At 74.8% G+C, this 19,739-nt stretch carries 20 protein-coding genes; 9 read left to right on the top strand and 11 right to left on the bottom strand.

Annotated elements, in window-relative coordinates; all coding sequences use genetic code 11:
* Positions 1–30 precede the first annotated feature (30 nt).
* The 3 genes from ACZ6S5_RS11430 to ACZ6S5_RS11420 all read right to left on the bottom strand — a co-directional run bounded on the left by ACZ6S5_RS11430 (position 31) and on the right by ACZ6S5_RS11420 (position 3,732).
* The gene (locus tag ACZ6S5_RS11430) at positions 31–732 is read right to left on the bottom strand and encodes a hypothetical protein (RefSeq protein WP_465999897.1); all 702 of its coding nucleotides are present in this window, start codon (positions 730–732) and stop codon (positions 31–33) included.
* Positions 729–3,248 (bottom strand): FtsK/SpoIIIE domain-containing protein, encoded by a 2,520-nt coding sequence (locus tag ACZ6S5_RS11425; RefSeq protein WP_465999896.1) that lies wholly within the window; start codon positions 3,246–3,248, stop codon positions 729–731. The genes ACZ6S5_RS11430 and ACZ6S5_RS11425 overlap by 4 nt, the downstream gene beginning before the upstream one ends.
* 94 nt (positions 3,249–3,342) lie before the next feature.
* Entirely contained in the window at positions 3,343–3,732 is a 390-nt protein-coding gene (locus tag ACZ6S5_RS11420) for a hypothetical protein (protein WP_465999895.1), read from the bottom strand.
* On the opposite strand from ACZ6S5_RS11420, the gene ACZ6S5_RS11415 reads away from it, so the two are divergent.
* Positions 3,713–4,534, top strand: coding sequence for a hypothetical protein (locus ACZ6S5_RS11415; RefSeq protein ID WP_465999894.1), 822 nt, complete (start codon positions 3,713–3,715; stop codon positions 4,532–4,534). The genes ACZ6S5_RS11420 and ACZ6S5_RS11415 overlap by 20 nt on opposite strands.
* Before the next feature lie 198 nt (positions 4,535–4,732).
* A complete protein-coding gene (locus ACZ6S5_RS11410) occupies positions 4,733–5,290 on the top strand; it encodes a hypothetical protein (RefSeq protein ID WP_465999985.1) in 558 nt (185 codons plus the stop codon).
* A gap of 7 nt (positions 5,291–5,297) precedes the next feature.
* Here ACZ6S5_RS11410 and ACZ6S5_RS11405 read toward each other — a convergent pair whose 3' ends face one another.
* Genes ACZ6S5_RS11405 through ACZ6S5_RS11375 form a run of 7 tightly spaced genes read right to left on the bottom strand, consistent with a single transcriptional unit; the run spans position 5,298 to position 13,755 of the window.
* Positions 5,298–5,897, bottom strand: a complete 600-nt coding sequence (locus ACZ6S5_RS11405; protein WP_465999893.1) for a hypothetical protein — start codon at positions 5,895–5,897, stop codon at positions 5,298–5,300.
* Positions 5,898–5,909: 12 nt separating this feature from the next.
* On the bottom strand, positions 5,910–7,079 hold the full coding sequence (locus ACZ6S5_RS11400) for a M23 family metallopeptidase (protein ID WP_465999892.1): 1,170 nt from the start codon (positions 7,077–7,079) through the stop codon (positions 5,910–5,912).
* Positions 7,076–7,627, bottom strand: coding sequence for a hypothetical protein (locus tag ACZ6S5_RS11395; RefSeq protein ID WP_465999891.1), 552 nt, complete (start codon positions 7,625–7,627; stop codon positions 7,076–7,078). Before ACZ6S5_RS11395 ends, ACZ6S5_RS11400 begins: the two co-directional genes overlap by 4 nt.
* A gap of 6 nt (positions 7,628–7,633) precedes the next feature.
* Complete coding sequence (locus ACZ6S5_RS11390; protein ID WP_465999890.1) at positions 7,634–9,568, bottom strand: MFS transporter; 1,935 nt, start codon at positions 9,566–9,568, stop codon at positions 7,634–7,636.
* 1 nt (position 9,569) lies between these two features.
* A complete protein-coding gene (locus ACZ6S5_RS11385; RefSeq protein WP_465999889.1) occupies positions 9,570–13,016 on the bottom strand; it encodes an ATP-binding protein in 3,447 nt (1,148 codons plus the stop codon).
* A 49-nt stretch (positions 13,017–13,065) separates the two neighbouring features.
* Positions 13,066–13,428 (bottom strand): hypothetical protein, encoded by a 363-nt coding sequence (locus ACZ6S5_RS11380; RefSeq protein ID WP_091317037.1) that lies wholly within the window; start codon positions 13,426–13,428, stop codon positions 13,066–13,068.
* A gap of 12 nt (positions 13,429–13,440) precedes the next feature.
* Entirely contained in the window at positions 13,441–13,755 is a 315-nt protein-coding gene (locus tag ACZ6S5_RS11375; protein WP_465999888.1) for a hypothetical protein, read from the bottom strand.
* Positions 13,756–14,108: 353 nt separating this feature from the next.
* On the opposite strand from ACZ6S5_RS11375, the gene folP reads away from it, so the two are divergent.
* The 7 genes from folP to ACZ6S5_RS11340 all read left to right on the top strand — a co-directional run bounded on the left by folP (position 14,109) and on the right by ACZ6S5_RS11340 (position 18,741).
* Positions 14,109–15,032 (top strand): dihydropteroate synthase, encoded by a 924-nt coding sequence (folP, locus tag ACZ6S5_RS11370; protein WP_465999887.1) that lies wholly within the window; start codon positions 14,109–14,111, stop codon positions 15,030–15,032.
* Entirely contained in the window at positions 15,029–15,388 is a 360-nt protein-coding gene (folB, locus tag ACZ6S5_RS11365) for a dihydroneopterin aldolase (RefSeq protein WP_465999886.1), read from the top strand. Before folP ends, folB begins: the two co-directional genes overlap by 4 nt.
* Positions 15,385–15,912, top strand: a complete 528-nt coding sequence (gene folK, locus ACZ6S5_RS11360) for a 2-amino-4-hydroxy-6-hydroxymethyldihydropteridine diphosphokinase (RefSeq protein WP_465999885.1) — start codon at positions 15,385–15,387, stop codon at positions 15,910–15,912. The genes folB and folK overlap by 4 nt, the downstream gene beginning before the upstream one ends.
* A gap of 61 nt (positions 15,913–15,973) precedes the next feature.
* On the top strand, positions 15,974–16,462 hold the full coding sequence (locus ACZ6S5_RS11355; protein WP_465999984.1) for a DUF3180 domain-containing protein: 489 nt from the start codon (positions 15,974–15,976) through the stop codon (positions 16,460–16,462).
* Between the two features lie 118 nt (positions 16,463–16,580).
* Positions 16,581–17,798, top strand: coding sequence for an ABC transporter permease (locus ACZ6S5_RS11350; protein WP_465999884.1), 1,218 nt, complete (start codon positions 16,581–16,583; stop codon positions 17,796–17,798).
* Between the two features lie 58 nt (positions 17,799–17,856).
* Positions 17,857–18,159, top strand: coding sequence for a hypothetical protein (locus tag ACZ6S5_RS11345; protein ID WP_465999883.1), 303 nt, complete (start codon positions 17,857–17,859; stop codon positions 18,157–18,159).
* 84 nt (positions 18,160–18,243) lie between these two features.
* Positions 18,244–18,741, top strand: a complete 498-nt coding sequence (locus ACZ6S5_RS11340) for a hypothetical protein (protein ID WP_465999882.1) — start codon at positions 18,244–18,246, stop codon at positions 18,739–18,741.
* 5 nt (positions 18,742–18,746) lie between these two features.
* Here the strand turns inward: ACZ6S5_RS11340 and ACZ6S5_RS11335 are convergent, their stop codons facing one another.
* Positions 18,747–19,739: an ABC transporter ATP-binding protein gene (locus ACZ6S5_RS11335; RefSeq protein WP_465999881.1), complete on the bottom strand. Its 993-nt coding sequence runs from the start codon at positions 19,737–19,739 to the stop codon at positions 18,747–18,749.

Below are 19,739 nucleotides of genomic sequence, written 5' to 3'. Positions count from 1 at the left end.
CCCGAGCGGGGGCCGTCGGCGTGTCGGCGGTCAGCCGGGGAACATCGCGAGAACCAGCCCGGCGGTGGCCAGCACCGCCGGGACCAGGCAGACCAGCGCGCCGAAGCGGGGCGTGCGGTCCACCCGGTCCGCCGGGCGGGGCCGGAACAGCCGGCCCACCGCCAGCCAGCCGACCATGAACGCGACCGCCGGCATCGGCAGCCCCACCACCAGCGCCGCGATGCTGACCGGGCCGGCGCCGGTGCCGGCGAAGAGCAGCAGCTGGACCAGCGGGACCAGCAGCGCCAGCGGCCCGTACACCAGCAGGTTGCGGGGGCGTGCCGGCCAGCGGGCCAGCCGGGGCAGGCCCCGGGCGGCGAGCGTGACGTCCGCCGACTCCGCCCAGCCCCGGGCGCTGCGCAGGGCGGCCAGCACGGCCGCCGGCCCGCCCGCCATCGGCCGGGCCGACTCGGTCACCTCGGGCGGCGTCGGCACCAGCGAGATCGCCGGTACGCCCAACTCCCGCAGCCGGGACTGCTGCGGGGCGAGCCGCTCCCGCACGGCGGTCAGCTCCTCGCGGGCCGCCGCCACCGACCGGGCCTGCTCGGTCGCGGCGGTCGCTGCGGCCCGGCGTACCCCGTCGAGCTGCCGGGCTGCGGCGACGTAGTCGGCCCAGGCCGTCTCGACCGGGTCGGCCCCGCTCGTGGGCCGGCCCGCCCGGGGCGCTGGTACGGCCGTGCCCGTCTCGTTCACGCCGCCGCCTCCCCGAACGGAACCAGGACCCGGCCCTGCTCGCCCGGGCCGTCCCAGAGCACCGCCCGCCCGGGCCGCGGCCGCCACGACACGGGCCGGTCGAAGAGCTGCTCCAACCGGCCGCCCGGCACGTCCGTCACCACCACGGCGGTCAGCTTGTCCACCTCGCCCTCGGGACCGACCAGCCCGGCCAGCGGCGCGACCGACCGCCACCAGCCGAGCAGGTGCCGCCCGGCCGGCGGACCCTCCAGCAGCAGCGTCCGCAGCAGCTCGGGCGGCAGTTCGGTGCCGTCCGGCACGTCCAGCCCGAACACCACCAGGTAGCCCGGGTCGTCTCCGGCCAGGGCGGCGCGCAGCCCGGCGACGTCCACCGTCGCCACCTCGTGCCGCTCGGCCAGTTCGGTGGCGAGCGCCGCCGCCGGCCCGGCCGAGCCGTTGGCCAGCGGCGCCAGCACGAACCGGGTGGGGCCGTGCTGCACCGCGGTGCTCCGGGCCGCCGTGACCAGCAGTCGCTCCGCCTCCTCGTTCCGGCCCAGCACGGCCAGGTTCCGGCCGGCCGCCGGCCCGAGCGGCACGGCCACCGTGGAGCGGTGCACGTCCACCGCCCGGCCGAGCAGGGCGGCCGGCGTGTTCGCCCGGCCGGCCAGCGCGGCCCGGTGGAGCGGGTCGTTGGCGAGCAGCGGTTGCGCGTACCCGGCGAAGACCACCGGCGGGGTGGCTCCCTCCGGACGGGCCGACCAGAGCCGGTGTCGCAGGTCGGCGAGGACCTCCGGCTCGTCGTGCGGATCCGGGAACCGGATCATCCGCTCGTGGCCGCGGGTCGCCCCGCGCGGGCCGCCGAGCCCGCCGGCCGTGTTCACCACCGCGCTGCCCACCGGCAGCCCGGCCGCCGCGTCGTTCGCCGGCTCCAGCACCGCCGCGCCGCCGGGCAGCGCCACCCGGACCGGGAATTGGCCGAGCAGCGGATCGCGCGGTCCGCCGATGCCGAGGTCACCCTCGCCGGCCAGGACCAGATGGATCCCGTACGCCCGGGCGGCCCGGGCCAGCCCGTCCAGCCGGGCCAGCAGGTCGGTGGTGAGCCGGTCCCGCTCGGGCAGCAGCAGCGGGAAGTTGTCGATCACGCAGACGATCCGGGGCAGCGCCTGGTGTTGGCGCAGCTCCGCGTACCGCTGGCCGCCGGCCCGCCGGCCCGCCTCCTCGCGGCGGCGCAGCTCCGCCTCCAGCTCGCCGAGCAGGTCCGCCACGTACTCGCGGTCGGCGGTCATCCCGGCGGTCCGGACCTGAGGCACCCAGGAGCGGTCCCGCTCGGTCTGGAGGAACTCCACGAAGGACTCGCCCTCGGCCAGGTCGGCGAGGTGGACGACCAGCTCGTCGGGGCCGTACTGGGCGGCCAGCCCGAACAGCACGTTGGTGAGGAACGCCGAGCGGCCCGCCCCGGACCGGCCACTGACCAGCCAGTGCGGGGTCAGCTCGGTGAAGCCGAGGCTGACCGGCCGGCCGGCGGCGTCGCCGACCATGGTGGCGAGCCCGTCGGCGGAGCCCTCCGGCCAGAGGTCGCCGGCCGGCAGCAGGTCGGTCAGGGTGAGCCGGGAGCCGTCCTCGATCTGTCGGGCCAACCGGCGGCAGACTCCGGTGACCAACTCCGCCGGCGGGTCCTCCTCGACGAAGACCGGGGAGTTCAACCCGCCCGGCGGCTCCGCCCCGGGGCTGCCGAGCGCGGCGCCGGGCGGATCGCCGACCAGCGCGTACGCGGTGCGCACCGCGACGGTGGTGGCCTGCGGCAGCGACGCGTCGCCCGGCCAGCCCGCCACCACCAGGTGCAGCCCGGCCCGGTGCCCCCGGGCCGCCAGGTCCTCGATCCGGTCCAGGTCGGACGGGGCGGTGCCGTCCGGCAGTGCGGCCACCACCACGAGCAGCGTGCGATCGTGCCCGCGCGGCCGGGCCGAGCCCGCGGCCACCCACTGCTCGGCCTCGGCGAGGACCGCCCGCAGCCCGGCCAGGTCGGTCGCGGGCGGTGGCAGCAGGCCCGCGTCGGCCAGCGGTGCGAAGCCCGCGAAGATGCCCGAACCGGTGCCGTCGACCACCCGGGCCAGCAGGGCCCCGGCCGGGGTGGCGGCGAGGAGGCGCAGCAGGAGGGCCCGGAGCAGGCCAGCCACCCGGGGGTCGCCGGCATCGGTGTCGACGGCCAGGTGTCCACTGCCGAGCAACGGCACCAGCGCTGGGAACCGGGCGTCGTCCAGCGGCGCGGCGGTGCCCACCCGGACCAGGGGCGGCGGGCCGTCGCCGGGCGGGCTCGCCACGGCCAGGCTGTCCAGCGCGGCGCCCGCCCAGCCGGGCGCGGCGAGGGCCGCCGCCGTCCGCAGCCGCTCGGCCAGCTCGTACTGCCGGTGGTGGTCGGCGGGGGCGGGCCGGATCTCGTCGAGGATGCCGGCGGCGGCCGTCGCGACCGCCTCCGCCCGCCGGTGCAGGACGGCGGCCCGGCCGGCTCGCGCCTTCGGACTCGCCATCGCGTCCACCTCTCTTTCCGAGGCCGACATTCCCTCCCCGAGCTGTGACGGTATCCCAGCCGGGGCCCGACCTCGGGGATGTCCGTCGGCGCTGCGCCGGTCTTTACCCCCGGCGGTGAGCCGGCTCACCCGGCAGCCAGCCCAGCCGGGCCGCCTGGTAGCCGAGCTGCATCCGGGTCTGCACCCGGGCCAGGTCCATCAGCCGGCGGACCCGGCGTTGCACGGTCCGCAGCGACGTCCGCAGGTGACCGGCCACCGCCTGGTCGGTCAACCCGGTGAGCAGCAGGGTCAGGATCTGCACGTCCAGGTCGTCCACGCCGGTCCCGGAAAAGCCCTCCGCCGAGACGGTGACCTCGGTGGCCGCCGTCCACACCAGCTCGAAGAGCGCGATGAGGGCGGCGTCCAGCAGGCCGCTCTGGCGCACCAGCAGCGCCCCGGTGGTGGCCACGTCCGACGAGCTGATCAGCGGGACGATGGCGATCTCCCGGTCCACGATGAACAGCTTCAACGGCAGCCTCTCCGCGATCCGGATCTCCTCACCGGCGGCGCGGGCGGCCGCCCGGCTGGGAGCAGCGGCACGACCGGGTGACGTACCGGCCCGGGGAGCACGTCGCGCGGAGCTGGTTCGGCCCGGTCACCCGGCCGCGGCTCGGCCCCGGCTACTGGTACCCGTACCGCACGGGGACTTCCTCGCGGTCAACGTCCTGACGTCCAGTGGCGACGCCGGCATCACCGACGCGGTGGGCGACGGGGTCAGCATCGTGCGGTCCCGGCTCTACCAGAACGGCATGCAGGTCGGCCGGGAGTCCACCTACCAGGCCGTCCAGACGAGCGTGCCCGCCACCGACGGCGCGGCCGAGTATCGCTTCGAGCAGGACAACACCCGGCCCGCAGACCCGTGGGTGACCTCCACCCGCACCCGGACCGCCTGGACCTTCCGCTCCGCGCGGCCGGCCGTCGGGGAGCGGGCGCTGCTGCCGCTGCTCCAGCTCGGCTACCGGATCGACACCGACCTGACCGGGGCGGTGCGGGCCGGCAGCCAGCAGAAGATCGGCCTGGTCGCCTCGCACGTCGCCGGGGTCGTGGGCGCCGGCACGCCGACCGCCGCCACGCTCAGCGCCTCCTACGACGACGGCGTGACCTGGCAGCCGGTGAGCCTCGCCGCGGCCGGTGACGGGGGTTGGGCTGCCACCCTCCGGTCCACCACCGGGTTCGTCTCGCTGAAGGCGACCGCCCGGGACGACGCCGGCAACACCGTGGAGCAGGAGACCATCCGGGTGTACCGGTTGACCTGACCGCGGGCACGGCACGACCGCCCGGCACGGACCCGACCAGGGCCGTGCCGGGCGGCGTCAACCCCGGCGGTTCGCCACGGCCCTCATTCGGACGGAGGGCCGCCTGGCGGCGCGGAGGCCGAATCATGGCCGCAGATCCGCCAGATCCGAGGCATTGGGTACGCGGCGCGTAGCCGATAGCCTCAGGAGGTGGAATCAGTGCAGCCCCCCGCCGGTTCCCAGGTCTCCCGCGTACCGGTGCAGCGGACCCCGCCCGAGCAGTTGGCGCCCCCCGCGCCGGCTCCGGCGCCCGAGCGTCCGCGCCGGCGGCTGCGGACGGTTCTCGCGATCGTCGCCGGGGTGCTGGCGCTGCTCTGCGGCACCGGGGCGGTGGTCGGGTTCGTGCTGTACGACCGCGCAACCGCCCCCGACCGCAGTGCCCCCGACGTCGTGGTGGCCAATTACATCCAGGCCCTACTGGTTGACCGCAACGACACGAAGGCGCAGGAGTTCACCTGCGAGGGCACGACGAACCTCGACAGCCTGCGGGCACTTCGCGATGATCTCGTGGCGCGCGAGAAGAGATTCGACACGACCATCTCGGTGAGCTGGGGCCCGCTGAGCGCTCAACAGTCGGGAGATGTCGCCGTGGTCAAGGTCGATCTCATCATTTCGGCCTTGGTCGACGGGATCTCACAGAGCGATCGGCAGGGCTGGCGGTTCGAGACGAGACGGGGTGACGGTTGGGGGGTCTGTACGGCTCAACGCGCTGGGTAAGGCCGTCTCACTCGATCCAGAGCAGGTGGACCGGGACCTCCAGCGTGCTCGGCGCTTGTCCACGCCAGGCCCAGCGGTACCACTCCAGTTCCGGGGCCACCCGGACGCAGATGTCCCCGTCCGCGCCGGAGTAGGTCTCGGTCACCGCGCGGAGGTCGCGCCGCTCGGTCGTCCCGGTCACGTGCACGACGCGCCGGCCGGTGACCGAGTCCGCCTCGAAGACCGGGGTGGGCGCGCGACGCGCCGGCGCGTCGAGGGAGACCAGCCGGATGCCCGACTCGGGTGACCGGCTCGACGACCGGCGCTCGCCGACGGTCTCCACCCAGACCCGCTCCACCGGCACCAGCGGTGCGAAGACCTCGACCTGCTCCGACTCGGCCCGGTACCACTCGAGCTCCGGGATGACCGGCACGTACGTGCGGCTGCCCTGCACCACCCGCTCGTCGGCGCGCAGGTCACCGCGCCAGCCGAGGCCGGGCAGGCCGACCAGCACCCGCCGGCCGCGCAGCTCGACCCGGCCGGTGGCGGGGACGACCTCGATCGGTCGCGGCGGGAGCGGCGCCCAGTCGGGCTGATCCGCGAAGGGGTCGGGCAGCGGGTTGCTCATGGGCCGGCGGCCTCACTGGGCGCCGGAGAGCGGTGCGCCGCGGTCGCGCATGAACTGCACCGGGTTGATCGCGCCCCGGCTGGACCGGTCGCTGTCCACGTGCACCTCGAAGTGCAGGTGTGGTCCGGAGGAGTTCCCACTGGTGCCGGAGAGGCCGATCACCTGGCCGGCGTCGACCATCTGCCCCGGGACCACCTGCGGCCGCTCGATCATGTGGCAGTAGCGGGTGATGTACCCGCCGGCGTGCAGGATGTCCACGAACCAGCCGCAGCCGCCCTTGCCCGGCCAGCCGTCGCGGTCGCAGTCCCGCCGGCCGGAGTGGTCGGGGTCGCAGCGGGCCACCAGCACCCGCCCCGCCGAGGCGGCGTGGATCGGAGTGCGCTTGCCCGCGGCGAGATCGACGCCGTTGTGGGCGGGGCGTTCGGTGGTGCGGAAGCCGGAGACGATCCCGCCGGGCAGCGGGGCAGTCCAGCCGGAGGCGGCGATCCGGGTGCCCCGGGCGGCGTCGCAGACCGCCCGGCCGGCGATCTGCACGGTGCGGGCGGCGCCGCCGGCGAGCGCGTCGACGATCCGCCCGGCCAACTCCTCGTGCTTCGCGTACGCGTCGGGGAAGGCGCTGACCTGGACCCGCTGCGCCACCACGGTCAGCGGCCGTTGCTCCCAGTTCGGCACCCGGACCATCTTGTCGTAGAACTTCCCGGCCGCGTACGAGGGCGTCATCCGCTGCTCGACGCTGCCCCAGCCGGGCCGCTGCTGGAAGAGGCCCAGCGAGTCGTGGTCCGAGCCGACCCCCTCGTGCGGCAGCCCGAGCGAGGCCGGCTCCGTGCTGTTGGCGAGGTTGCGCAGCGCGGACTCCTGCATGGCGGTGGCCAGCGCGATGACCCAGCCGCGGGCGGGCACCTTCATGTCCTGGCCGACCTTGATGATCACGGCGGCGTTGCGCAACTGCCCCTCGCCGTACTCCGCGAAGCGCGGCATGTCCCCGGTGATGTTCACCCGCCGCCCGAGGTTGCAGCCGCCGCCGAGGGCCGCCCCGTCCTTCTCCTGGTTGCCCAGCTCGGTGAGGAAGAAGGCACCCGCGCCACCGACGCAGCAGAGCAGGGCGAGCACCGCGGTGAGCGCGGTGGCCAGGACGCCGAGCCGCAGCTTCCGACGCGGCGTGCTGTCCGGCGGCGCGCTCACTGCCGCTCCCAGTCGATCGCGTCCACCAGCCACCGGCCGTCGGGGGCCACCAGGTCGAGCCGGAGCTGACCGTTGTCGAGGGGGATCAGCGCCTGCACGAAGGACTCCGTCCGGGCTCGCAGCGTCACCTGGCCGGTCACCCGCTGGGCCGGGACGCGTTCGGGGTCCGCGCCGTCCAGCTTCTCGGCGAGCGCCGGGGTGGAGAACGGCTTCAGCCGGGCCAGCCACTCCTCTCCGCTGCTGCCCGGGCCGCTCAGCCAGGCGGTGGTGAACCGGCCGGCCGTCTGCTCCGGGGTCGGCTCGCCGGAACGCGTTCTCGGCGAGGGCACCGACGTCGGGCTGGACAGCACCCCGTCGTCACCGGCCTCCGGGTCGACCGTGCTGATCGGTTCCCGCGGTCGGTTGCTGAGGCCGGCGGTCGGGTCGATCGGCCCGGAGACCAGCCGGGCCGCGCCGATCACCCCGAAGACCACGACGGCGATCACGAGCGCGACCCCGAGCCGGGACCGCAGGATCCGGGTGACCAGGAACTCCAGCGCGCGACGCATCGGGCCTCACCGCGCCTCGGACCGCACGCGGGGAGCCGGTCGGGCCGGCGTGCGGTCGGCAGAGTCCGGCCGGTAGACCGCGAAGGAGGGGGCCGCCTCGGGCACGTCCGGCTCGGTCCAGGTGGGCTCCCGGCGGGGCCGGGGCGCGGTGGCGCGACGGTCGCCCGACCGCTCGGGCGTCGGGGCGTCGTCGGCCCGTTCCCGCCCGTCCGGTCGCCGGCGCTCGGTGACCGTGGCGGCGTGCGACGGGTCCTCGTGCCGGGCCTCGGGTCGCAGGCTGCTCTGGTCGAGCGGCACACCCCGCCGCTGGCCGATCGCCGGCTCGGCGGTGCCGCCGGGCTCGACGACGTCCAGCCGGGCGGCCACCCGCATGTCCCGGAAGAACCGGCGGTGCCAGGACCCGGCCGAACTGATCGCCTCGCTGCTGTCCTTGCCGCCGAGCTGGGTGATTCGCCGGTACGGCCGGAGCAGCAGCCAGCCCACCACGCCGCAGAGCCAGACCAGGACCACCTGGAGCCAGCCGGGCAGGCTGGGGGTGTTCATGATGAGATCGACCGCGAACAGGTAGATGGCCGCGCCGGTGCCGAAGATGGCGATGTTGAAGACGGCCGCCACCACGGCGTTCGCCAGCCGGCGCAGGCCGGCGCTCGCCGGTCTCATCAGGCCGACGGTGCCGAGGATCGGTGCGGCGATCACCGCCCACCGGAAGATCAGGAAGCCGAGCAGCACCAGCAGCGACGCGGTCAGGTCGAACATGGCGAAGAGCAGCGAGGCGAGCACCGCGATGAAACCCGCCCCGATCCGATCCATGTCGCGGGTGCCCTGGAGGTACTCGTACGCCTCCGGGTCCTCGGTCTTGATCTGCTCGGCGACCCGGGCCCACTGCTGCTGCTTGGACTTGATGACGACGTCGCGAGTCTTTGGGTTGGACCGGATCGACTCCGCTTCATCCCAAGTAAGCGACTTGGCGTCGTAGAGCGCCGGACCGTACTTCTTGGCGGTCTCGCTGTCGGCCGAGCCGAGCACACCCCGCAGCCAGTTCCGGTAGAGCATGGTCTCGGTGGCGGTGTCGCTGGCCCGCACCGCCGGGGGGCGCTTGTCCACGCACGCATCCGGGTTCGGCAGCGCGCATCTGTCCGGCGGGATGGTTTTCGACGCCGGGCCGACGGCGTCATGGACCACGCTGAGCGAGGTGATCAGGGTGTTGTCGGCGACGTTGGCCGACTTCACCGGCCAGGCGGCGAGGGCGGTCACCGCCACCATCACCAGCACCGCCCACCCGGCCGTGGTCATGGCGTTGCTCATGTCCGACTGGCGCGACCGCCAGAGCAGGTAGAGACCGACGACGCAGAGCGTGATGATGCCGAAGACGCTGAACACCTTCTGGTAGACGGCCTTCGTCGCCTGCTCCACCAGCGGGTCCGCCCAGCTCCACATCGACCGGGGATCCCAGGCCCGCTCGCGCAGGGCGTTCGACGCCCCGATCACCGCGTTGGCGAACATGAACTCGCCGTTGGCCACCATGGTGGTGAAGCGGTAGTCGGGGTGGAGCACGGACGAGGCGCAGCCGCCGTCGACGTCGTACGTGGTGTAGCTGTATCCGGCGTACCCGTAGTCGCTGTAGAGGCCCTTGGGACCGGGGAGCTTGGCGGAGTCCGGACGGGAGGCGAACCAGCCGGCGAGGCCGGAGTCCGGCGCGCCGGGGACCGGCGCGTTGCGGCACTCGACCTGGTCCTGGCTGACCTCCTTGAGCTTGGCGACGCAGGCGCGGAAGTCGGCCTGCCACTCCGTGGTGCTGCACAGCTCGGCGGCCCGGGCCTGGGCGACCGGGGTGGCGGCGTACGCGGGTGTCGCCCCGACCAGTGGCCAGCCGATGGTGGCCCCGGCGAGTACGCCGAGCGCGAGGAGGAGCGCCGCGATCCGTGCCCGGGCCCGCGCCATGTCACGCCTCCAGATCAGCCAGGGTCGGCAGCTGCCCGGCCGCGCGGGCGACCGCGGCGGGGGTGGTGTCCAGGTGTTCCAGCAGCCCGTCGACGTACGACACGTCGACCCGGACCTTCTGCACGCGCCCGTCGACGTCGCGCATCACGAACTCGCGGAAGCCGAGCCGGGCGGCCGAGCCGCTGTCGGCCTGGGACAGCGAGGCCAGGGTTGCCTCGTACCCGTCGTTGACCGGCACCCGGAGCAGCCGCAGCGCCTCGGAGGCGATCTCGGAGTCCTCGGCGATCCGGCCGACGAAGACGGTGGAGACCAGGTTCTGCACGTCGAGGCCGAGGATGTCCTTCGGGTTCTGCGAGGCGACGAGGGCGGCCAGGTTCCACTTGCGGGAGTCGCGGGCGAGCCGGACCAGGAACGACCGGCCGGAGCGCCAGCCCTCCATGAAGTGCGCCTCGTCCAGGCCGACCAGCTTCCGCGAGGACATCGAGCCGCCGTAGCAGCGCCGGACGGCGAGTCGGTGCGCGGTGTGCAGCATCGGCAGGGCCAGGGCCTCTTCCGCCGACCAGTACTCGCGCTCGATCTTGAGGTCGGGGAGCCGGAGCCCGGCCATGGTGATCACGGTGAGCGCCGCGTCGGCGCCGAGCAGCCCCTCCGGCGGCCGGCCGAAGAAGAGCATGGCGAGCGGCATCTCGGCGGTGTCCAGCAGCAGGTTGGCCAGCTCCCGGCCGGCGTCGTCGTCCAGCCCCTGCAGGGTCGTCACCACGTCGTCCAGGGTGGACGTCTCCTCCGCCGGCACCTGGCGTACGGCGTGCCGGAACAGGGTGGCGGTCGACGCCTCCCGGGCAACCTGCGGCGGCACCAGCATCATGCAGATGTCCTGCACCAGCATGCGCCGTTCGGCGCGGGCGTTGGAGACCGCGATCTCGAACTCCCGGTCGCCGGCCGCGCCGGTGCTGAACTCGCTGCGCAGCGGCGTCGGGATCAGCGCGTACGGGGCCAGGGTGCCCTGCTCGGAACCGGTCAGGTTGAGCACGCGCGAGTACGGAGCCAGCTCGGGCATCGCGCAGAGCCGGGCCAGCGGGCCGGACGGGTCGAGCAGGGTCACCTGCACGCCGCGCCGGGCGGCGAGGTAGCCGAGCGCGCCGAGCAGGGTGGACTTGCCACCGCCCGGCTCGGCGACGAAGACGGCGAGGCCGGAGCGCTCGCGTACCTCCATCGGGAAGTGCAGGTCGAGGAAGACCGGCCGGCGGCAGGTGCCGGCGGTCCGGCCGATCAGGTCGCCGCGCCGGTCGCCGACCGTGGAGGCGGCCTGCGGCAGCGCTGCGGCGAGCAGGTTGACCGGCATCCGCCGGACGTAGCCGGTGTTGGCGATCGGCTCGCCGGGGATGAACTCGCGGGCCAACCAGTCCTGGTTCTTCGGGTGCTGGAGCGAGATCCGCAGCTCGCGGGAGTAGAGCTGGATGAGGCGGCGGGCCCGCTCCAGGCACTCCTCGCGGGTCCGGCCGCCCACCGCGATCCGGTGCCAGCCGTGCGCCCGTGCCGAGTCGACCGGCAGGCCGGTGGTCATCTCGTCGCCGATCACCAGGGCACGCTTGGCGAGCCGCTCCAGCTCGGGCGGGGCGTCGATGCCGTGCTCGGCGTAGTCGAGCTGCTGGGACCGGATCATCCGGAGCCGGTGCTCGAGGTTCCGGAAGGAGTCGCCCGGGCCGAGGATGTCCACCCGGGTGGAGAGCTCCATCGGCCACGGCAGCCGCTCGTGGAAGTGCAGCCAGGGCTCGTGCCGCTCGGGGATCTCCAGCGGCTCCATCCGGCCGACGGCGAGCACGGCCACGTGCCGTTCCTCGCCGGTCATCCGGTTGACCAGCTTCACCGTCGACCCGTACGGGGTGCGGTAGCGCTCCACCTGTTCGGTGAGGGCGAGCAGATCGCCACGTTCCCACCGGCCGTTGGTGATCGGGGAGAGGGCGCCCGGCGGCGCCATGCAGAGCGCGACCGAGCGGTAGAGCAGCCACTCCAGCTCCTGGGCGGTGACCCGGCGGCCGCGCATGCCGAACGCGCCGAGCACCTCGTCGAACTGTTCGACGGTGCGGCCCAGCTTGCGGCGCTCGCCGTCGGCGGTGCCCCGGCCGAAGGCGCGCAGCAGCCGCTCGGTGAGCGAGTCGCCGAGGGAGCGGCGGGCGAAGGTAACCCCGAGGTAGGTCTGCCCCTCGGCGTGGTTGACGGCCATCAGGTGCCGCTGGGCGGCCACCAGGTGGTCGGCCCAGCCCGGCGTGCCGGGCACGTCGGGCAGCGGCGCGACGGTGTGCGCGTCGACGGTGCGGGCCCACTCGTCGGCCGGGAACGGCCGGGTGGTCCGGCGCAGGTGCAGCCGGAAGCCGGCCAGGCCGGCGTACTGCTCGGAGATCGCGGAGAGCAGCGCCTCCCGTTCGGCGTCGGGGCGGAACGCCCAGCGCACCTCGGGCAGCCAGTACCAGGCGGTGACGGTGTTGGGGGTGAAGGTCAGGTGACCGGCGATCTCGGTGATGGCCAGCTCGACGGACGGGTCGCGGTCACCGAACTTGATCTTCGGGGGGCGGACCGGCTTGGCCGGCCGCCCGCTCCGCTCCGGGGACCGCTGCCGGGGCGGGGCCACGTCGCGGCTCGGCGCGGTGGCCACCTCGCGCCCCGCGGCCCGGGCCGCCTCCGCCGCGCGCCGGTTGCCGCGGCGGCCGGGCCGCTCGGCGGGCGGCTCGGGGTCGGCCTGCTCCGGCTCGGTGGTGGACCGGAGCACGGGCAGCCGGTCGCCGGGCTGGTGCGGCACCTGCGGTCGAGCGGCGGGCCCCGCGTCGAGGGCCGGCGGCTGGGCCGGCGGCCCGACGGGCCGGGCCTGCGGGCGCTGGGCGTCCGCCGGTGCGGCGGCGCGGGACGGCGCCGCGTCGAGCTCGGGGACCGCCCGGGCCCGGGACACCTGCCGTACGCCGGCCGTGCCGTCCCGGAACCGGGGCGCCGGCGGCGCGCCCTCCGGGGCTCCGCCGGACCGGTGTTCGGTCGGGGCCGGCTCGGCCGGAGTGGCGTGCTGGTGCGGGATCGGCAGGGCGTCCCGGCCCACGCCGCGGCGCGGGGGCGCCACCACCGGGGTCGGCTCGGCCGGGGCCGGCGGGCCGGAACGGGCCGCGGGCTGGCGTCGCGCGCTGGGCTGTGCCCCGCCGAACAGGTCGAGGAAGGGCGAGTCGATGTCGGCGCTGTCGCCGGTCGGCGGGACCCGCTGCTCGGGCCCGGGCGGGCGGGGCGCCGCCGGCCGGGGCGGCTGGAAGACGCCGACGCGACCGTGCCCGGGGCTGGTGGCGAGGGCCGGGTCGAGCACGACCTCGTCCAGCTCCTCGTCCTGCGGGTAGTCGAACGATCGCGCTCGGTTACCGTACGGCCCGGCCGGGCGCCCGGCCGGGGAACCCGGCGTGGAAGAGCGACTCATGCGACCGCCTCACCCGCGTCGTTCGGCTGCGCCGTCGGCGTACGCCCGGTCATGCCAGTTCCTCCCGGATCCTGATCCGGCTCGCCACCAGGCGCGGGTCGCGCAGCTCGGCGGCCGGCTCCCGGGTGCGTCGCCAGTCCGTCAGCGCGGTCCGGATGACCATGCGCGCCGGCCGGTCCGGGTCGACGTACCGGAAGATGAACGAGGTGGTCACGATGGCGAGCGAGATCTCCCAGGCGGGGAAGAGCTCCACCTGCAGCGTGAACAGCCAGTGGATGAACATGTAGAGGGGTACGAGCAGCATGAACAGGCCGTACTGGGCGTACGGCAGGTGGACGGGAAGGGTGTACCCGGGCGGCCCGAGATAGACGAGACGAGCCCGGTAGATGTCGTCGTCGGTGCGCAGCCGCATGGTTGCCCGCGCCTATTCGAAGATCAGGTTGATCAGATAGTCGCCGACGAAGAAGAGGGTGGCCGCGCCGGCGATGAAGGCCAGGCCGATGATGGCGATGGCCGAGCTGGTCAGCACCTTCGAGATCTCACCCCGGCTGGCCCGCCCGATGAAGATGACGCCGAGCACGGCGAGCAGGATCGGGGCGATCTTGCTGGCGAAGAAGCTGACGACACCGCTGGTGTCGATGCCCTTGGGGGCCGGCTCGGCGAGTGGAGTCGACGCCAGGGTGTGGAGCGCGTGGTCGACGGCGGACGACGCCGTCGCCAGGAGCTCGATGGCGATCACTGAAACCTCCCCATGTCGCGGCCGGCGGCGCCGCGGTGGTGCAGTAGAAGCCTGGCGGGATGGTGCTTTCTGGGTGCGGCGTTCGCAACCCTCTGTTCGTCACCCACCACGGAGAGTGGCGAGCTTTGGAGGGATTTTTCCCGCTTCGGCCCTCCCTCCAGGCTTCGCCATCTCGATGCTGGGCAATTCCAAAGCGTACGGGCCGGCCCTGTTTGCGACAACCCGCGAAGAGTCGACCCGAACCGACCCGGACGACCGATCGTACACCTGTTCCAATGCCCATGTCAGGACCGTTGTCGACGGCGACCGGCCGGGTCGCCGGAAGCCCTGCTGGCGAACGGTAGTGTCGGGTCGTGACCGATCTGGTACGGGCGCGGTTCCCGGTGGTGATGGGCGTCCTCAACGTCACGCCCGACTCCTTCTCCGACGGCGGCAGATACGCGGATCTCGACGCTGCCGTCGGACACGGAGTGCGACTGCGGGCGGACGGCGCGGACCTGGTCGACGTGGGCGGCGAGTCCACCCGTCCCGGCGCGGACCGGGTCGACGCCGAGACCGAGACCGCCCGGGTGCTCCCGGTGATCCGCGAGCTGCACGCCGCCGGCATCCCCGCCAGCATCGACACCAGCCGGGCCCGGGTGGCCGAGGCCGCCCTCGCCGCCGGCGCCGACGTGGTCAACGACGTCTCCGGCGGGCTCGCCGACCCGGACATGGCGCGGGTGGTCCGGGACGCGGGCTGTCCCTGGGTGCTCATGCACTGGCGCGGCCACTCCCGGCAGATGCGGGACCTGGCCAGCTACACCGACGTGGTGGCGGACGTCCGGGCCGAGCTCGGCCAGCGGGTGGACGAGGCCCTCGCCGCGGGGGTCGCCGCCGAGAAGATCATCATCGACCCCGGTCTCGGGTTCGCGAAGACCGCCGCGCACAACTGGGAACTCAGCGCCCGCCTGCCCGAGCTGCTCGACCTCGGCTTCCCGCTGCTCTTCGGCGCCAGCCGCAAGTCCTACCTGGGCCGGCTGCTCGCCGACGCCGACGGCAACCCCCGGCCCACCTCCGGCCGGGAGGCGGCCACCGTCGCCACCAGCCTGCTCGCCGTGGCGGCCGGCGCCTGGGGGGTACGCGTGCACGACGTCCGGGGCACCGTCGACGCGCTCGCCGTCTGGCGGGCCACCGGCAGCCCGCGCCTGGTGCCGGGCGAGGCGACGGCCGGCCGTGCCGAACGGGTGGCCGCCGGACCCGCCGGCCGGGCCGGTGCCGCGAGCGAAGGGGAGCGATGACCGACCGGATCGAGCTGACCGGCCTGCGCGCGCACGGCCGGCACGGCGTCTACGACTTCGAGCGCGCCCAGGGGCAGGAGTTCGTGGTCGACGCGGTGCTGGAACTCGACCTCGCCCCGGCCGCCCGCTCCGACGAGGTGACCGACACCGTGCACTACGGCGAACTGGCCGAGAAGCTGGTCGCGGTGCTCACCGGTGAGCCGGTCAACCTGATCGAGACGCTCGCCGACCGGCTGCTCGCCGTCTGCCTGGCCGAACCGCTGGTCGATGCCGCCACGGTCACCGTGCACAAGCCCGAGGCCCCGATCCCGCACACCTTCCGGGACGTGGCCGTGACCATGCGGCGTACCCGGTGAGCCGGGCCGTGCTGTCGTTCGGCAGTAACCTCGGCGACCGGCTCGCCCACCTCCGGGCGGCGGTCGCCGCCTTCGGTGACACCGTGCTGGTGGTCTCCGGCGTCTACGAGACTCCACCGTGGGGGGACGTCGACCAGCCCGCGTACCTGAACGCCGCGATGCTGGTCGCGGACCCGGCGGCCGGCCCGCGCGACTGGCTGGCGCGGGCCCGGGCCGCCGAGGCGGCGGCCGGCCGGACCCGCGACCCGCAGCGGCGGTACGGGCCCCGCACCCTCGACGTCGACGTCATCGCGGTCTGGGACGACACCGGCGCGCCGGTGCTCAGCGACGACGCGGAGCTGACTCTTCCGCACCCACGCGCCCACCTGCGCGCCTTCGTGCTGCGCCCGTGGATCGACATCGAGCCGCATGGCCGGCTGCCCGGGCACGGCTGGCTGACCGACCTGCTCAAGGCCGAGCCACTGGCCGGGGACGCCCTGGAACTCAGCCCCCGGCCGGATCTGGCGTTAGAGTCGGAATCATGACCCAGTGGAGCCGGACGGCATGAGCCAGGCCCAGTTTCCCCGCGACCCCCACCGGTTCCGGATGGGTCCGACCCGGATCTCCACGCTGGTGGTGGCCGGCCTGGCCGCCGCTGCCGTGGCCTGGCTGCTGATCAGCAGCTTCTACTACGAGGTGGCGCCCCGGTTGCCGTGGCTGCCCGTGGTCACGCTGGCCGGTCTCGCCGTGCTCGAGGGGTACGCGGCGGTCAACACCCGCGGCCGGATCGAGCGCCGCCCGGGCCGGGACCCGGTGAACCCGTTGCTGGTCGCCCGGTTCGTAGTGCTGGCCAAGGCGTCCGCGCTGGCCGGGGCCATCTTCGCCGGCTTCTACGCCGGCCTGACCGGCTGGCTCTTCGTCGAGCGGACCCACGCCGCAGTCGGCGACCGGCCGGCCGGCGGCGCCGGGCTGCTCGCCTCGCTGGCGCTGGTCGCCGCGGCCCTCTGGCTGGAGCGGTCCTGCCGGGTCCCGGAGCAGGAGGACGACGAGGACCGGGAGCCCGGCGACCGGGAGACCCCGCGCGGCCGCCTCTGATCAGGGGTTCCCACACCCCGCGCCCGCAGGTACCGTCCCTGGCGACCGGAGAGCAACGGCCGCCGCCGGTCCGCCCGTGCGTCGGACCTGGACGGCCGCCGACGTGGGAGGCGCGGCCATGGGGTACGACGAGACGGGCCGGGGTGCGCCGGTGGAGGCGTCATCCGGGGTGCCGGCCGCCGTCCTGGAGAACGTCTTCGACGACCCGTCGCACGGCGAGCCCGGTCGGGACCGGATCGCGGTCCATGTGTTCTGGGAGGTGCTGCTGCTGATCGGCCTGGCCGTGGCCGGTTGGCTGCTCTGGCGCGAGAACCCGGACGCGCTGCGCGGTGCCGGGCTCAAGTCGCTCCTGGTCGACGTGGCCGGGCTCGGGATGCTCGTCCTCGCCGCCGGGCTGAGCCTGCGCGCCGCCGCGGTGAACCTGGCGATCGGCCCGGTCGCGGTGGCCGCCGCCCTGCACTTCGCCGAGCAGGGCGACCAGGGCGTCCGGGAGGCGCTGCTGCCGGCGCTGGTGGTGGCGGCGCTCGGCGGGCTGGCCCTCGGCCTGGCGGTGGTGGTGCTGCACGTGCCCGGCTGGGCGGCGAGCCTGGCCGGCGCGGCCGGCGTGATCGTGTACATCGAGCGGCGTACCACGCCCGTGGTCGTGCAGGGCGGGTACGACCCGCGGCGCACCGCCATCTACCTGTTCCTCGGCTTCGCCGCGGTGGCCGTACTCGGCGGGCTCCTCGGTGCCATCAAGCCGGTCCGGCGGCTGGTCGGCCGGTACCGGCCGGTCGCCGACCCGGCCCGCCGCCGGGGTGCCGTCGCCGGCATGGTGACCGCGCTGGCCCTGCTCGCCTCGACCGTCCTGGCCGTGCTGGGCGGCGTGCTGATCGCCGCCAACGGGTCCGCCCCCGTGGTCCCGGGTACCGGACTGGACTGGACCGCGCTCGCGGTCGGCACCGTGCTGCTCGCCGGCACCAGCGCCTACGGCCGGCGGGGCGGGATCTTCGGCACGCTGCTCGCGGTCGGCCTGGTCGAGGTCTTCCTGGCCTGGGCGACGGCCCGGGGCTGGACGATCAGCCGGTGGGCTGTCGGTGGGGTGGCGCTCGGGGGCGGGCTGCTGGTCACCCGCCTGGTCGAGGCGCTGGGCCGGCCGCGTCAGGCCACCGGGGCCCAGGTCGGGCCGCCCGGCGACGGCACGATCAGCGCCGGCTGGGCACTGACCCCGTCGCCCGAGCCGGCCGACGCCTGGCCCTCGGTGCTGCCGGTGCGGACCACCGAGACCACCGTGGACGCCTGGGAGGCGCCGCGCTGGGAGAACGACCCGCGCCGGTGGGACACCGACGACCGGTGACACCCGGCGCGTCGCGTCCGGCGGGCCGGAGCTGATCTCGCCGGTTAGGCTCGTCGGCATGACCGAAACTCCTGCCCCCGGCGGCCGTACCTTCGACGAGCTCGACAAGCTCTCCACCGAGGAGCTGCGCGAGCAGGCGGTCCACCTGGCCTGGGAACGTCGCGACCTCGGGTTCTTCTGGTCGGTGCTGCGGCACCTGCCGAACGCGGACGAGGCGGCGGCGCTGGACGGCGCCCTCAATTCGGTGGGGCCGACCATCGACGAGTGGAACGCCCTGTGGCGGGAGCTGACCGGGCACGGCTACGAGGAGACCGCCCCGGTGCTGCGGGCCGCCTTCATCGACTACCTGCTGAAGCACTGACCGCCGATGGCCGCCCGCCGGCCCGCGGCGGTCGCGCGTACGCGCAGGTTTGCCCGGCGAGGTGGGCCGGGAACTGACCGCCCCATGGCCCTCACCAACCGCCCGCGCACCGTCAGCGGGTACGGCACCGCCGCCGGCACCGGCACCCTGGCCGCGCTCCTGCTCGTCGGGGTCTGCGGCAGCCCGCTCTACGTGGGCTGGGTGCAGGACACCGACCCGGACGGGGCCGGCGGCTGGTTCCTGCGCCTGCTCGCCTGGCCGGCCTGGCGGCTGCACGCGGACGACCCGTCCCAGGGGGTGCTCGCCACCGATCTGCGGGCCATCCTGCTGCTGATCCTGGCCGCCGCGCTGCTCTATCTGCTGCCGGCCGCCCAGGCGGCCCGGGTGCAGGCCTCGGCCAGCCAGTTCTTCTCCGGCTGGGCGGCGTACGCCCTGGCCGGCGGCTTCGCCGCCCTGCTGTCCGCGCTGCTCGGGCCGGGCGGCTCGCTGCTCGCCGCGTTCCAGGCCACCGGCACCGGGGTCACCTACGGCTTCTTCGCCGGCTGGATCGTCGGCCTGGCCAGCCTGGGCGCCCGGGCCTGACCGGCTCAGTCGACGACGCCCAGCCCCAGCACCCGGGCCCGGCTGAGCACCCCGACCGGACGCCCCTCTTCGGTGACCACGGCGTGCTCGGCGGCCGAGGTGAGCAGCGTCCCCAGCGCGTCGTACGCCGAGCCGCCCAACGGGACCGTCGGCAGGTCGGCCGCCCCGCCGGCGGGGAGCGGGTCGAGCACGTCCCGGGTCACCGGGGTGACCGCGAGCCGGCGGATGCCCCGGTCGGCGCCGACGAACTCGCGGACGAACGGCGAGGCGGGCGACCCGAGCAGGGCGGCCGGGGTGTCGTACTGCTCCAGCCGGCCGCCCTCGGAGAGCACCGCGATCCGGTCGCCCAGCCGGACCGCCTCGTCCAGGTCGTGGGTGACCAGCACGATGGTCTTGCGGACCTCGGCCTGCAGGCGCAGGAACTCCTCCTGGAGCCGGGTCCGGACGATCGGGTCGACGGCCGAGAACGGCTCGTCCATCAGCAGCACCACCGGGTCGGCGGCGAGCGCCCGGGCCACCCCGACCCGCTGCCGCTGGCCGCCGGAGAGTTCGTGCGGGTAGCGGCGGCCGAACTGGGCCGGGTCGAGGCCGACCAGTTCGAGCAGCTCGTTCACGCGTTCCCGGGTCCGCTCCCGGGGCCAGCCGAGCAACCCGGGCACGGTCGCCACGTTGGTGGCGACCGTCTGGTGCGGGAAGAGACCGACGTTCTGGATGACGTACCCGATCCGGCGGCGCAGCGCGACCCGGTCGACCTCGGTGACGTCGTCGTCGCCGAGCAGGATCCGGCCGTGGGTCGGCTCGATCAGCCGGTTGATCATGCGCAGCACCGTGGACTTGCCGCAGCCGGACGGACCGATCAGCACCACCAGCTCACCGGCCTTGACCTCCAGGCTCAGCTCGCGTACCGCCTCCGTCCCGTCCGGGTAGCGCTTGCCGATGCGCTCGAGGGTGATCGAGGCGGCGCCGTGTCCGGCGGTGGATCCCGGGGTAACGTCCAC

This window comes from Micromonospora sp. NPDC051924, assembly GCF_055586005.1.
Note: the sequence above shows the minus strand (reverse complement) of the source record. Positions and strands in the feature narration are given on the sequence as shown.

What these genes read in the sequence shown, in the direction of transcription:
- ACZ6S5_RS11390 (WP_465999890.1), bottom strand. Translation starts at nt 9,568, where the DNA reads ATGGCGCGGGCCCGGGCACGGATCGCGGCGCTCCTCCTCGCGCTCGGC.
- ACZ6S5_RS11385 (WP_465999889.1), bottom strand. Translation starts at nt 13,016, where the DNA reads ATGAGTCGCTCTTCCACGCCGGGTTCCCCGGCCGGGCGCCCGGCCGGG.
- ACZ6S5_RS11350 (WP_465999884.1), top strand. Translation starts at nt 16,581, where the DNA reads ATGGGGTACGACGAGACGGGCCGGGGTGCGCCGGTGGAGGCGTCATCC.
- ACZ6S5_RS11345 (WP_465999883.1), top strand. Translation starts at nt 17,857, where the DNA reads ATGACCGAAACTCCTGCCCCCGGCGGCCGTACCTTCGACGAGCTCGAC.
- ACZ6S5_RS11380 (WP_091317037.1), bottom strand. Translation starts at nt 13,428, where the DNA reads ATGCGGCTGCGCACCGACGACGACATCTACCGGGCTCGTCTCGTCTAT.
- ACZ6S5_RS11340 (WP_465999882.1), top strand. Translation starts at nt 18,244, where the DNA reads ATGGCCCTCACCAACCGCCCGCGCACCGTCAGCGGGTACGGCACCGCC.
- ACZ6S5_RS11415 (WP_465999894.1), top strand. Translation starts at nt 3,713, where the DNA reads ATGGCGATCTCCCGGTCCACGATGAACAGCTTCAACGGCAGCCTCTCC.
- ACZ6S5_RS11355 (WP_465999984.1), top strand. Translation starts at nt 15,974, where the DNA reads ATGGGTCCGACCCGGATCTCCACGCTGGTGGTGGCCGGCCTGGCCGCC.
- ACZ6S5_RS11395 (WP_465999891.1), bottom strand. Translation starts at nt 7,627, where the DNA reads ATGCGTCGCGCGCTGGAGTTCCTGGTCACCCGGATCCTGCGGTCCCGG.
- folB (WP_465999886.1), top strand. Translation starts at nt 15,029, where the DNA reads ATGACCGACCGGATCGAGCTGACCGGCCTGCGCGCGCACGGCCGGCAC.
- ACZ6S5_RS11405 (WP_465999893.1), bottom strand. Translation starts at nt 5,897, where the DNA reads ATGAGCAACCCGCTGCCCGACCCCTTCGCGGATCAGCCCGACTGGGCG.